This window comes from Sphingobium cupriresistens LL01 (assembly GCF_001046645.1).
Classification (GTDB): domain Bacteria; phylum Pseudomonadota; class Alphaproteobacteria; order Sphingomonadales; family Sphingomonadaceae; genus Sphingobium; species Sphingobium cupriresistens.
In genome coordinates this window covers 255,732-267,685 of record NZ_KQ130435.1, presented here as the reverse complement: position 1 = coordinate 267,685, position 11,954 = coordinate 255,732, and the positions used below count along the sequence as shown (strand labels likewise).

12 protein-coding genes, 1 tRNA gene and 2 pseudogenes are annotated in these 11,954 nt (G+C 64.7%); 4 read left to right on the top strand and 11 right to left on the bottom strand.

Annotation, left to right across the window (positions count from 1 at the left end; all coding sequences use genetic code 11):
• Positions 1–384: pseudogene (locus V473_RS24425) on the bottom strand (hypothetical protein); the annotation flags it as partial.
• An 88-nt stretch (positions 385–472) separates the two neighbouring features.
• On the opposite strand from V473_RS24425, the gene queF reads away from it, so the two are divergent.
• Together queF and V473_RS14280 are read left to right on the top strand one after the other, a co-directional pair.
• Positions 473–934, top strand: coding sequence for a preQ(1) synthase (gene queF, locus V473_RS14285; RefSeq protein ID WP_066606263.1), 462 nt, complete (start codon positions 473–475; stop codon positions 932–934).
• Between the two features lie 178 nt (positions 935–1,112).
• The gene (locus tag V473_RS14280) at positions 1,113–3,767 is read left to right on the top strand and encodes a M1 family metallopeptidase (protein WP_066606259.1); all 2,655 of its coding nucleotides are present in this window, start codon (positions 1,113–1,115) and stop codon (positions 3,765–3,767) included.
• A gap of 49 nt (positions 3,768–3,816) precedes the next feature.
• On the opposite strand, the gene V473_RS14275 is transcribed toward V473_RS14280, so the two are convergent.
• From V473_RS14275 to hspQ, 5 genes are all read right to left on the bottom strand, one after another.
• Entirely contained in the window at positions 3,817–4,902 is a 1,086-nt protein-coding gene (locus V473_RS14275; protein WP_244884426.1) for a phytase, read from the bottom strand.
• Positions 4,903–5,254: 352 nt separating this feature from the next.
• Positions 5,255–5,413 (bottom strand): DUF3606 domain-containing protein, encoded by a 159-nt coding sequence (locus V473_RS14270; RefSeq protein ID WP_148648416.1) that lies wholly within the window; start codon positions 5,411–5,413, stop codon positions 5,255–5,257.
• 102 nt (positions 5,414–5,515) lie between these two features.
• Positions 5,516–7,456, bottom strand: coding sequence for an OPT family oligopeptide transporter (locus V473_RS14265; protein WP_066607420.1), 1,941 nt, complete (start codon positions 7,454–7,456; stop codon positions 5,516–5,518).
• Between the two features lie 120 nt (positions 7,457–7,576).
• Positions 7,577–8,356 carry a GDSL-type esterase/lipase family protein gene (locus tag V473_RS14260; protein WP_066606252.1) on the bottom strand — a complete coding sequence of 260 codons (780 nt, stop codon included), beginning with the start codon at positions 8,354–8,356 and terminating at the stop codon, positions 7,577–7,579.
• Positions 8,313–8,684, bottom strand: a complete 372-nt coding sequence (hspQ, locus tag V473_RS14255; protein WP_066606248.1) for a heat shock protein HspQ — start codon at positions 8,682–8,684, stop codon at positions 8,313–8,315. The genes V473_RS14260 and hspQ overlap by 44 nt, the downstream gene beginning before the upstream one ends.
• 123 nt (positions 8,685–8,807) lie before the next feature.
• Here hspQ and V473_RS14250 point away from each other — a divergent pair.
• Both V473_RS14250 and V473_RS24420 read left to right on the top strand, forming a co-directional pair.
• Positions 8,808–8,897: transfer RNA gene (locus V473_RS14250), tRNA-Ser, on the top strand.
• Positions 8,898–9,038: 141 nt separating this feature from the next.
• Complete coding sequence (locus tag V473_RS24420) at positions 9,039–9,587, top strand: hypothetical protein (protein WP_030540348.1); 549 nt, start codon at positions 9,039–9,041, stop codon at positions 9,585–9,587.
• Here the strand turns inward: V473_RS24420 and V473_RS24415 are convergent.
• The 5 genes and pseudogenes from V473_RS24415 to V473_RS14225 form a co-directional block, all read right to left on the bottom strand.
• Positions 9,474–10,532, bottom strand: a pseudogene (locus tag V473_RS24415) (recombinase family protein); the annotation flags it as partial. The gene V473_RS24420 and the pseudogene V473_RS24415 sit on opposite strands and share 114 nt — an antisense overlap.
• Positions 10,529–10,927: an HVO_A0114 family putative DNA-binding protein gene (locus V473_RS14240; protein WP_030540347.1), complete on the bottom strand. Its 399-nt coding sequence runs from the start codon at positions 10,925–10,927 to the stop codon at positions 10,529–10,531. The gene V473_RS14240 and the pseudogene V473_RS24415, both read right to left, overlap by 4 nt.
• Positions 10,924–11,277 (bottom strand): toxin-antitoxin system TumE family protein, encoded by a 354-nt coding sequence (locus V473_RS14235; RefSeq protein WP_003052370.1) that lies wholly within the window; start codon positions 11,275–11,277, stop codon positions 10,924–10,926. Before V473_RS14235 ends, V473_RS14240 begins: the two co-directional genes overlap by 4 nt.
• Positions 11,274–11,588 (bottom strand): hypothetical protein, encoded by a 315-nt coding sequence (locus V473_RS14230; RefSeq protein ID WP_030540345.1) that lies wholly within the window; start codon positions 11,586–11,588, stop codon positions 11,274–11,276. The genes V473_RS14235 and V473_RS14230 overlap by 4 nt, the downstream gene beginning before the upstream one ends.
• A gap of 147 nt (positions 11,589–11,735) precedes the next feature.
• A complete protein-coding gene (locus V473_RS14225) occupies positions 11,736–11,954 on the bottom strand; it encodes a DUF2274 domain-containing protein (RefSeq protein ID WP_030540344.1) in 219 nt (72 codons plus the stop codon).

Genomic DNA, 11,954 nt, shown 5'->3' with positions numbered 1-11,954 from the left:
TGCGGCTTCGGGCTGGCGCGTCGGCTGCGCGGGCGGCAGCGTCGCGCGATCGGTGGGACGCGGCGTGAGGGGCGTTTCCGACGGCGTCGCAGGTGGGGCAGGGCGCGGGCGGCTGGGCTGCGGCGTCGGCTGCACCGTGACGGGCGGCGGCGTCACCGTGGGGGCTACGACCGGGGGCGTAACGCTGGGCGTGACGGGATCGCGATAGACGTTGAGTTCTGGCCCCTGCCGGTTCGGATTGGGCGCGGGCGTCGTGTTGGCGGGCGGCAGTTGGAAGCCGGGGGCGGTTTCCGATGCTTGCTGGGCATGGACGGGCGCGGCGGACAGCGCAGTAAATGCCAGCAGCAGCACGGCGAAAGACGACGGACGAATGTAAGACCCCATGGTCCTGCCAAGGCATAAGAATGGCTGAACCGCAAGTGAACAATGCAGGCCGATGACATCAGGCGTGCAATCGCGTAGATGGCCGGGCATGACTGACCTTCCCACCGCGCCCCTGCATCTGGGGCAGAGCAGCGCCCTTCCCGCCAGCCCGGAAGCGGCCGTGCTGGATTATGTGCCCAATCCGCGCCCCGGCAAACCCTATCTGGTGCGCTTCACCGCGCCCGAATTCACCTCGCTCTGCCCGGTGACCGGGCAGCCCGATTTCGCCCATCTGGTGATCGATTATGCGCCGGGCGCGACGATCGTCGAATCGAAATCGCTCAAGCTGTTCCTGGGCGCGTTCCGCAACCATGCGGCGTTTCACGAGGATTGCACCGTGGGCATTGGCGAGCGGTTGTTCGCCGAAATGGACCCTGTCTGGTTGCGCATCGGCGGATACTGGTATCCGCGCGGCGGCATCCCGATCGACGTCTTCTGGCAATCGGGCGAGCCGCCAGCGGGCCTGTGGCTGCCGGCGCAGGATGTGCCGGGATATAGAGGGCGGGGGTAAATCCCGAACGGAGATGGGGCGGGTCGGCCCTGTTTGACCAACGGACAACAGGGTTCGACCAACGACATGCCGGCCTTACGCCATCGCTTGACCGATGCAGCGAAACGGCCGATCCCGCGTTTATTGCGCGTGAGACATGATTTCATGCGCTCCCAAGACGTGTCGGAGTCTTCATCCTATGCCCCTCAAGACCATCCTGCCGCTGCTGATCGCGGCTGCGCCCATCGCCATTGCGGCCCCCGCCCTGGCGCAAAGCGCGCCAACGCCCGGTTCCACGCCCACCGGCCCCGCCGCCGGGATCACCACGCAATTGCCGCGCGGCGCGGCGCCCAGCCATTATGCGATTCAAGTGACGCCCGATGCGGCGAACCTGAAATTCAGCGGCAAGGTGACGATCGATGTCAGCGTCGCGACCGCGCTGCCGGCGCTGGTGCTGAACGCCGCCGACCTGACCGTTTCGTCCGTGATGCTGACGCCGGCAAAGGGCAAGGCGATCAAGGGCGCCGCCAGGATCGACGCGGACGCGCAGACCGTCAGCCTGGATTTCGGCAAACCGATCCAGCCGGGCAGCTACAAGCTCGACATCGTTTATGCCGGCATCATCAACCAACAAGCGAACGGCCTGTTCGCGCTCGACTATACCGACAATGCCGGCGCGGCGAAGCGCGCGCTCTTCACCCAGTTCGAAGCGCCCGACGCACGCCGCTTCGTGCCGAGCTGGGACGAGCCGAGCTATAAGGCGACGTTCGACCTGTCCGCGGTCGTTCCCGCCGACCAACTGGCGGTCGGCAACATGCCGGTCAAGGCGACTAAGGATCTGGGCGGCGGCAAGAAGCTGGTGACGTTCGGCACCAGCCCCAAAATGTCCTCCTACCTGCTGTTCTTCGGGCTGGGCGAACTGGACCGGGCGACCAAGATGGCGGGCAATACCGAAGTCGGCGTGATCGTCGGCAAAGGCAATACCGGCAAGGCGCAACTGGCTCTCGATGCGTCGGCCAGCATCCTGCCCTATTTCAACGATTATTTCGGTACGCCCTATCCGCTGCCCAAGCTGGATAATGTCGCTGGCCCCGGCCAGAGCCAGTTTTTCAGCGCGATGGAGAATTGGGGGGCGATCTTCACCTTCGAGCGCGCCTTGCTGGTCGATCCGCGCTTCACGTCGGAAGCGACCAAGCGTCGCATCTACGAAACGGTCGCGCATGAAATGGCGCATCAGTGGTTCGGCGACCTCGTCACCATGGCCTGGTGGGACGATCTGTGGCTGAATGAGGGGTTCGCCAGCTGGATGGCGACCAAGGTGACCGACAAGCTGCAACCCGACTGGGAAATGCTGCTGACCCGCGTGGACGGGCGCGAGGCGGCGATGAGCCTCGATTCGCTCGCCACCACCCATGCCGTTGTGCAGAAGATCACCACCGTCGATCAGGTGAACCAGGCGTTCGACGCCATCACCTATCAGAAGGGTGAGGCGGTCATCACCATGCTGGAAGGCTATGCCGGCGAGGACGCATGGAAGGCGGGCATCCAAGCCTATATGAAGGCGCATGCCTACGGAAACACCGTGACCGACGACCTGTGGAAATCGGTCGAGGGCGCGGGCGCCACGGGGCTGGTTTCGATCGCGCATGACTTTACGTCGCAGCCGGGCATCCCGCTGGTCACCGTCGACAGCGCGGTCTGCAAGGGTGGATCGACCGTCCTGACGCTGAGCCAGGGCGAATTTAGCCGCGACCAGAAGAGCAAGACGCCGCTGCGCTGGAACGTGCCGGTCAAGGCGCAGACCATCGGCGGCGAAGCGCAGCGTCTGATTTTGCAGGGCAAGGGCACGATAACGCTGCCGGGCTGCGGCGCCTATGTCGTCAATGCGGGGCAGACGGGCTATTATCGCTCGCTCTATCCGGCGGCCAATGTGAAGGCGCTGGCGAAGGATTTCACCAAGCTGGCCAGCATCGACCAGACCGGCTTGCTTGCGGACAATTTCCAACTGGGGCTGGGCGGCTATCAGCCGATCGGGCTGGCGATGGACCTGGTGGACGCCGTGCCCGCGACCGCCAGCCCCGCCGTGCTGGCGGAGGTGCCGGAGTATATCGCCAGTGCCCATGCGATGCTGGAAAGCGACAAGGCGGCGCAGGCGCGCGTCGCCGCCTATGGTTCGGCCAAGCTGGGGCCGGTGCTGGCGGGGATCGGCTATGACGCCAAGCCGGGCGAGGCGGCTCAGGCGCCGGTGCTGCGCCAGGCGCTAGTGGCGACGCTGGGCGACATGGGCGACAAGGCCGTGGTGGCGGAAGCCAATCGCCGCTTCGCCCAACCGGCGCTGCTCGATGGGCCGCTGCGCAACACATGGCTCTCGATCATCGCCAAAAATGCCGATCAGGCGACCTGGGACAAGCTGCGCGCGATGGCCAAGGGCGCGGCGACCGACCTGGAAAAGAGCAGCACCTATGCGCTGCTGGGCGGCGCGAAGGACGAAAAGCTGGCGGCGCAGGCGCTCGACCTCGCCATGACCGATGAGCCGGGCAAGACCACGAGCGCGGCGATCATCAGCGCTGTGGGTTCCGAGCATCCGATGCTGGCGGTCGATTATGTGCTGGCGCACCGCGCGCAATATGAGGCGCTGATCGACGTGTCGGCGCGGAGCCAGGCGCTGGCGCGCCTCGGCGGCGGGTCGGCCGATCCGGCGATGGCGACCAAGCTGGACGCCTATGCCACCCAATATCTGACGCCCGAATCGCGCAAGGTGGTGGATCGCGCCATCTCCGCGATCAAGACGCGGATCGAGACGCGGAGCCGGTTGCAGGCGCCGCTGACCGCCTGGTTCGCGGGCAAGAGGTAGGAAATAAAAAGGGCGGCTCGAAAAAAAGGGCCGCCCTTATTCCAGCCGGTTACTGCGGCAACCCCAGCGCCTTGGCGATGTCGTCCCAGGCGACCAGTTTGAAATTCTGGGCCGCCGCCGCATTATGGCCGTCCTGCGCAATGAACAGGCCGCCCGGATAGACAGGGCCGAAATCGCCCAGCATCAGTTCGATGCCGTCGGTTTCCTCCGACCCGCCAACGACCCCGTCGACCACGCGGAAACGGCCGACATAGGAGTCGTCGCTCAGCTTGTAGACGACATAGGCATTGTCGCCCTGGCTGGAGACGAGGACATAGCCGTCCTTGTCGCCCACGGGCGCGATGGCGAGGCCTTCGGCATCCATGACCAGGTTCTTGCCATCGGCCGCTGCGATCTTGGTCGGCATGGTCGATCCGGCGGCGCGCGCGTCGAAGCGCCAGAGGCCGACATCCTCCTCCGCCACATAGAGGGTGCCGGTGCGGTCATCGACGGCGCAGCCTTCCGACTGGGTGCCGAGCTTCATAGTGCGGACGATCTTGCCGCTGGGCGTCGCGCTGTTGGCGTCGATCGCGACCTGGTTGATCGTGCCGTCCTTCAGCACGATGAAGGCGGACAGGATGCCCGCGTCCCGGCCAAGGCAGACGCCATAGGCTTCGCCCGCGCCGCCATCGACCTTGCCCAGCGCGGTCAGTGTCGCGGTGGCGGGGTCGAGGCGAAAGAGCGCGATCTTCGCATGGGCGATGTCGTTGCGGTCGCTGGCGGCCACCAGGATGCCGGGCGCGCCGCCGATCGCCACGCCTTCCTTCAGATCGACATTGTTGACCCGGCCGGCGTCCAGAAAGGCGCGGGTCTTGCCGTCGAGGCCATAGACATAGAGGCCGGCTTTCTTGTCGGTGCCCACGATCAGGCTTTGCGCCGGGTTGGCGGCGTTGCGCCAGATCGCCGGATCGTCTGCCGCGTCGGCGTTCGCGGTGCCGACCGGGGTGGTTTCGCCGCGCGCCGTAACCGACACGGCGGGGGTCGCATTGGCGATGCGAACGGCGACCGGAATTTCCACTTCGGCGCAAGCGGACAATGTAATAAAAGCGAAACAGGCAATCATCGAACTATAATATATATTGCACGATCCGGTCATGAAAGCCTTGTCGTGGTTGATGATGGGGTCAGATATCGGAGCATGAAATGACGCTCTTCTTTTTCGGATCATTTTATCATAAGTCCTGTTTCCATGTGGCGGTGGAATGCTACAGAACGGTATCGCGGGTCAATTAAACTATTTGGAAACAGCGGATGCAAAGAATTGCGACCATGGCGCGGTTGACCCGGTTGCGCCGGATGAATTGCGCCAGAGCAAGCTGCATTCAATGATACAGGGCGCGTGCTTTAAGTTCTGGTTATCGCATCGTTTTAAGCAAAAATCGGTCCCTGCTTTCCTGCACGACGCTCCAAATACTGGTTTTAAGCGATGTAGCAGCCGCAGCGCCATTTCATTGCCGGCGACCCGTATTGAGATAGGCGGCGACGGCATCGACGCTGTCGCCCACGACATCGACCGCTTCCGCCAATTCTTCCGGCGATACGTCGAAGCGGGAGGTCCAGTAGAGGATCGCCGCTTCATTATCCAATGTGACGCGGTCTGCTTCCATGTCCGGGTCGCTGATCTTTGGTGCCTGTCTCATAGGACAGATACAAACGCATAAATGGCGGCGCTTTTCCGCTTCCCTTTGGGACAGGTGACCGGGGAAGGCTTAGCTGAGCGGGCTGCTGGCCCAGTTTTTGAGCTTGGCGTAGAGCGCGGCGATAACCCCGGCGAAGATCAGGATCGCGAGCGGCACGGCCAGATGATTTTCCGCCACCAGCGCCAGAGGCGCATCGCTGTCGGTGCTGGCGACGATGCCGGCGAAGGCGACGCCGAACAGGCTTTCGCCGACGATGAAGCCGGTGGCCATCAGCACGCCCATGCGTTCGGCGAATTCCGGGTTCGCCTGGCGCAGCGACCAGCGGTTGTAGAAATGTCCGATCACCGCGCCGACGGGGATCAGCAGGGTCAGCGCCATCGGCAGGTAGATGCCCATGCCGACCGCGAGCGGGGGCAGGCGCAGCTTGCCCGCCCGGCCCAGCAGTTCATCGACCAGCACCACGACCGCGCCGATCCCCGCGCCGATGCCGATCAGCCCCCAGTCGAGATCGCCGCCCAGCACGCCCTTGGCCAGCGCGGAGATGAGCGCCGCCTGCGGCGCGGGCAGCGCGTTCGGCCCGGCGCCGGGCGCGCCGGCGAAACCGAAGGCGCTGTTGAGCAGGTCGAGGACCGGCGGAATCACCAGCGCGCCGAACAATACGCCCAGGATCAGCGCGATCTGCTGCTTCCACGGAGTCGCGCCGACCAACTGGCCGGTCTTGAGGTCTTGCAGATTGTCGTTGGAGATGGTCGCGATGCCGAACACGATCGCGGTGGTGAACAGGGCATAGGCGATCAGTGCCTGCGTCTGCTGCGGGTCGTCGCCGCCCGATCCGTAGATGGCGGCCAGCATCAGCGACGCGCCCAGCACGGCGAGGATGCCGACGCCCGAAATCGGGCTGTTCGACGCGCCGATCAGGCCCGCCATATAGCCGCAGACCGACGCGATGATGATGCCCGCGACCAGCACATAGGCCAGCGTCAGGCCGATGATCGGCACCGGATTGTCGGCGATCGGGCCACCCTGGGCGAAGATCCAGAGCAGGAAGCCGATGGGGACGAGCGCGGCGAGGATCGTGCCGCCGACGATGGAGATGGGCAGGTCGCGCTCGGTCAATTCCAGCATCGCGCCATTGCCCGACCGGCGCGCGGCGTTGGCGACCAGCGCGGAGCGGATGCCGCTGACGATCGGGCCGAGGATCTTGAGCAGGGTCCAGATCGCGGCGACGCCGATCGTGCCTGCGCCGATGAAACGCGCCTTCGTGCGGAAGGTAGTGCCGACCAGATCCGCCAGGTCAGCGCCGGCGGGGACGGGGGTGGTGAGATAGGGCACGATGCCGACCCAACTGATGAGCAGGCCGATGAACATGGCGACGCCGACCGAGAGGCCGACGAGATGGCCGACGCCGATCAGCGCCATCGAAAAGCTGGTGGAAACCGACGTCGCGCCCGCGCCGAATTTGAAGAAGGTGGCGGCTTCTTCGGCCAGGATTTTCGTCTTGGCGATGATCGAGAAGCTGGCGGCGGCGATCGCGCTGGCGACGATCGCGGCGAGGCCGCGGCGGTTTTCCTCCAGCCCCTCGCGCGAACCCGCGCCGACCTTCAGCACTTCGGCGGCGGCGACGCCTTCGGGATAGGGGAGGTCGGAACCGGTGACGAGCGCGCGGCGCAGCGGCACCGAATACATGACGCCCAATATGCCGCCCAGCGCGATGGTGCAGGCCGACAGCCAGTAGGGAAAGCCCTGCCACCAGCCGATGATGACCAGGCCCGGCAGCACGAAGATGATCGCCGAGAGGGTGCCCGCGGCGGACGCGATCGTCTGGACGATGTTGTTTTCCAGGATCGTGCCGGTCGAAAACAGCCGCAGCACCGCCATGGAGATGACGGCCGCGGGGATGGAGGTAGCGAAGGTCAGGCCGATTTTGAGGCCGAGATACACATTTGCCGCGGTGAAGATGAGGGTGATGAGCGCGCCGAGAATGACCCCGCGCAGCGTCAGTTCGGCCATCGCGCCGGTTGGCGCTCCCCGGCCCTTGGCTTCCATTGTCACCCGTCGTCCCCTTGGCTTGGCGCTTATATAGTGGCTGGTAATAATGTTGCTTGGCTGTGGATCAATCAGAAAGTGCGATCAGGATGCGTTTGGACGCGCGCCGGTTGTGGGGGCGGCATGATCGAGCCAGTCGTCCACCAGCCCTGTCCAGCGCTGATAGCCGCGCGCGTTCATGTGCAGTCCGTCGGGGCGGAAGAGCGAGGCGTCGGGCAGGCCATCGCGCGCCAGCAGCACGGCGCCGACGTCGATATAGGAGAAGCCGTCGCGCTTGGCGCGCGCGGCGATGGCGGCGTTGACCTGCGCCATCTTTGGCCAGAGCGTCCAGCGGATCGGGCTGGGCTTGAGCGAGAGCCAGGCGATGGCTGCGCGCGGATAATCCGCGCGCAGCCGCTTGAGCAGAGCGAGGATGTCGCGCGACACGGCATCCGGCGTCGCACCGGCGGCCAAGTCGTTCTCCCCCACATAAACGACCACCGAGCGGGGCGGGACAGGCGGCAGCAGCCGCCTGTAATAATGGAGGACATGGGCGGTGGTCGCGCCGCCGAAGCCGCGATTGACGGTGTCGATATCGGCGAAGCTGCCCGCTATGTCCCACAGCCGGATGCTGGAACTGCCCAGAAACAGGGTGGCGTCGCGCACAGGCGTACTGGCGCTGTTGGCTTTGGCGAAAGCCTCCACCTCGTTGGAGAAGGGGAAGGTCGGGTCGGCATTGGGAACGGGGGCAGGGCGAGCAGGCGGCGGCGCGGCGATGGCGGGGACCGCCAGCGCGCAGGCGAGCAATGCCGGCAGCGCCGTCCGGCGCAGGCCCGCGCCCTTAATGGCGGTGGAGCGGGCGCAGGCGATATTTGCCGTCCGCATAGGGGCCGAACATGCCGGTGATGGCGGGATGATCGACCGGCTCGTCGCTGTCGTCGGTGACCAGATTTTGCTGGCTGACATAGGCGACATAGCTGGATTCGCCATTTTCGGCGAGCAGATGATAGAAGGGCTGGTCCTTGTCGGGCCGCGCGGTTTCGGGAATCGCCTCATACCATTCCTCGCTATTGGCGAAGACCGGATCGATATCGAACACGACGCCGCGAAAGCCGAACAGGCGATGCTTGACGACATCGCCGATATTGAAGCGGGCATGGACGATCGGCGGGGCGATGACGCCGGCGCCGAAAATCTGAATCGTGTCTTTCATCCCCCCAATTTAGGATGCTGCTGCGCGGACACAAGAAAAATACCGGAAAGGCCGCTTGGCAAGTATGATTTCATTCGCTAATGGCCGCCCCTCGACCGGGACGGCGCAGGCTGGACCTTCTGCGGAGAGGTGGCAGAGTGGTCGAATGCACCGCACTCGAAATGCGGCGTGCCCGAGAGGGTACCGTGGGTTCGAATCCCACCCTCTCCGCCACTTTGGAACCCCTCTGGGCACGCCAGCCACCGCCGATTGCCGCACTTGGCCAGCAATAAGCGTCCTTAGCAGCTCCGTCTTCGATCCCATGATGCGAATTGCGTCGTCGGCGACCTCGACACGCTGCGCCAGTGAGCGCAGATGATCCCGCCGATAGCCGCCCTCGCTGCCCCGGATGCGTTCGCGTGCGCGACGCGCAAATCCCCGGATCATGGTCGGGGTGATGGCGCTGTGGCCGGGGCTGTCGAGCAAGGCTTGCGCCCGGTCGGCGTCGGCCCTGGCCTGATCGCGGATGACCTTGAGGCCGGCGATGCGTTCCTTGAGCGCCGGGTCGTCAAGATCGGCGACGCCCGCCTCGATGGCGTCGTAGAGGCGCTTGAGGCGCAATTCCGATTCGGTCGCGCGCCGCTCCAGTTCGGCGATGTGGTGCCGGCGACGCTCGGCCTGATCGTCGCGACGGCCGAGCACGGTGCCAAGCAAGTCCTCCAGCCGGTCGGCATCGAGCAAGCGTTCCTCGATATGCCCGACCACCATTCGGTCGAGCTTATCCATCGGGATCGCGCGGCCCTTGCAGCCGGTTTCGCCCTGACGCGCCTTGATCGAGCACGCATAGTAGCGATAGCGGCCACCCTTGCCGGTGCGAATGGTCATCGCGCCTCCGCAATTGCCGCAATAGCAGATGCCGGTTAGCAGCGTCGGCCCGATCACGACGCGCGCGGGCAACTCGGTCTTGGGATTCCGGGCCTGCAAAAGCTTCTGCACCGCGTCGAACGTCTCCCGCTCGATAAGCGCCGGCACCTGAACGGTGATAACCTCGTCTTCGGGCTTCACCTCTCCCTTGTTGGAGCGGCGATTGAACCGATGCTCGCCGATATAGGTGCGCCGGGTCAGGATGCGGTGAACCTGACCGATGCCCCAGCGCCCGCCGTCGCGCGTGAAGATGCCCTTGCCATTGAGATACTTGACGATGGCCTTCACGCCCATCTGGCCGGATGAACCTTCACCCTCCAGCGCAAGGCGATAGATGAGCCGGATCGTCTCGGCGTGCAGCGGGTCGATTTCCAGCTTCTTCTTGACCTTCGCGCCGCGCTGCTCGGCCGCGACGACGCGGTAGCCGATGGGCGGCAGCGAGCCGTTCCAGAAGCCTTGCCGGGCGTTCTCCTTCAAGGCGCGCAGGACGTGCTTGGCGTTCTCCTTGGACTGGTATTCGTCGAATAGCGACATGATCCGCCGCATCATGTCGTGGATCGGATCATCGCCAAGCTCCTGCGTGATCGAAACCAGCTTCACGCCGTTCTTCGCCAGCTTGCGGTAATAGAACTCCATTTCAAATTCGTCGCGGAAGAAGCGTGAGAAGCTGTGAACCACGACGACATCGAACGATGCCGGCTTGGCGGTGGCAGCCTCTATCATCCGCTGGAACTCCGGGCGGCGGTCGTTGGTCGCGCTGTTGCCCGGCTCCACGAATGTTTCGACAAGCTGATAGCCGCGCGCCTCGCAATAGGCTTCGCCCTGGCGCTTCTGGTCGGGGATCGACACGTCATGCTCGGCCTGCCGAGTGGTGGAGACGCGCAGATAGAGGGCGGCGCGCAGCGTGACGTTGGGATTGTGGACGGTGGGACTATGGACGTTCATTGCCGGCCTCCTGCCGCCTTGCGCGGCCCTGCGCGCTCGGTCAGCGGCAGGTCTAGTTCTACTCGGTCGTGGATGACCCTGGGCGTGAGCTTGCGGCCTTCGCCCTTCTCCATGCGGACAAGGCCGTAACTGGCCATCCGTTTCAGAGTGCGGGACAGGTTGGACTTGGCCCGGCCGGTGATCTCGGCCAGTTCCTCCAGCGAACCCGGCGCTTGCTGGTCGATGACGCGCAGCAATTCGCGATTGCCCGCCGACAGCACCTTGGCGAAGGATTCCATGGATGTGAACCACACCTTCGGATCGCCGGGCGCGGGCTTTTCCTCGCCCTTGGCAATCCGCATGGTGCGGGCCTTCATTTCGTCGTAGCCGGCAATCCCGACTTTCAATGTGGTCATGTTACGCCTCGCTCCTTCAAAACCGCGTCCACCGCCTGCCAGAAGTCGGCCAGCAGCGTGGCCGCATCCTCGTAGGCGTAGGGCTTCACGGTCTGGAGGCGGTGCCGATGGTCCATCGGATCGCCGCGCCTGCCTCGGCCGACTGGATGGGCGTTGTCGAAGCCGACCAACCGTTCGCCCGAAGGCCCGTGAAGCGTGAGCGAGTAATCGAGGCCGTGCGGCTTCTCCGGCGATGCCGGAACGCGGGTGACGATGAACTTCACCCAATGGCCGCCCTCGGGATCGACAACGAGCACCTGGCCGTCGAGGTCCAGAAGCGTGTCGAGGTTCGGATCACGATCCTCGCTCATGGCTTTTTGTTATCAGATGAAGATAACTTAGTCAAGCCCGGCACGGTTGGAAGTGGGCCGAACATCTCGTCGAAGACATCGGCAAACCATCGCTCGAACACCTGAATCTCTGCCTCGGTGATCGGCACTTTCTCCGGCCAGTCGTCGATGACGGGCAGCTTCTCCACGTCGAAGGCATCGGGCGGGCTTCCGCGCGGCGGGCTGATGCGCGGCGCGGGATCGTCGTCATAGTCGTAAAGGTCATCGGGAAGCGTCTGCGGAGCCGGCTGTCGTGGGCGGCCCCTTTGGGTATGGCGGCGTCTCGCGCACATGGAATCCTCCGTGGTTCGTTGCTGGATTCCGGGTGGCTGGAAGCCCCGGAATTAGGCGAAGCATGGAGGGGGATCGGCGGCCTGTAGCGTGCCGCATTTGCGCTCACGCGCTGGCGGCACCCCTGCTGTCGGGTGCCGCCAACTAGGTTAGCTGGCCGCGCGGCGGGCCTTCTGAAACTCTCGATCCGTGGCGAGGAAGCGTTCCAGCATCGGCACAATTAGCTTTTCCGGCTCTATCGGCGGCTGTCCTGCCCCTGCCAACAAGCGTCCATAAAGTTGCAAATCTCGAAAGAGTGTCGCGGGCAATTCGCGTGACACCTTAACGGGCTTGTCGTCGGGCAACGTGCCGAGTTTCAGCTTGCTCAT

Bases quoted from the DNA above. Each gene is read 5' to 3' on its own strand.
- queF (WP_066606263.1), top strand. From the start codon at position 473: ATGACTGACCTTCCCACCGCGCCCCTGCATCTGGGGCAGAGCAGCGCC.
- V473_RS14280 (WP_066606259.1), top strand. From the start codon at position 1,113: ATGCCCCTCAAGACCATCCTGCCGCTGCTGATCGCGGCTGCGCCCATC.
- V473_RS14275 (WP_244884426.1), bottom strand. From the start codon at position 4,902: ATGACCGGATCGTGCAATATATATTATAGTTCGATGATTGCCTGTTTC.
- V473_RS14270 (WP_148648416.1), bottom strand. From the start codon at position 5,413: ATGGAAGCAGACCGCGTCACATTGGATAATGAAGCGGCGATCCTCTAC.
- V473_RS14265 (WP_066607420.1), bottom strand. From the start codon at position 7,456: ATGGCCGAACTGACGCTGCGCGGGGTCATTCTCGGCGCGCTCATCACC.
- V473_RS14260 (WP_066606252.1), bottom strand. From the start codon at position 8,356: ATGCGGACGGCAAATATCGCCTGCGCCCGCTCCACCGCCATTAAGGGC.
- hspQ (WP_066606248.1), bottom strand. From the start codon at position 8,684: ATGAAAGACACGATTCAGATTTTCGGCGCCGGCGTCATCGCCCCGCCG.
- V473_RS24420 (WP_030540348.1), top strand. From the start codon at position 9,039: ATGATCCCGCCGATAGCCGCCCTCGCTGCCCCGGATGCGTTCGCGTGC.
- V473_RS14240 (WP_030540347.1), bottom strand. From the start codon at position 10,927: ATGACCACATTGAAAGTCGGGATTGCCGGCTACGACGAAATGAAGGCC.
- V473_RS14235 (WP_003052370.1), bottom strand. From the start codon at position 11,277: ATGAGCGAGGATCGTGATCCGAACCTCGACACGCTTCTGGACCTCGAC.
- V473_RS14230 (WP_030540345.1), bottom strand. From the start codon at position 11,588: ATGTGCGCGAGACGCCGCCATACCCAAAGGGGCCGCCCACGACAGCCG.
- V473_RS14225 (WP_030540344.1), bottom strand. From the start codon at position 11,954: ATGAGCAAGCTGAAACTCGGCACGTTGCCCGACGACAAGCCCGTTAAG.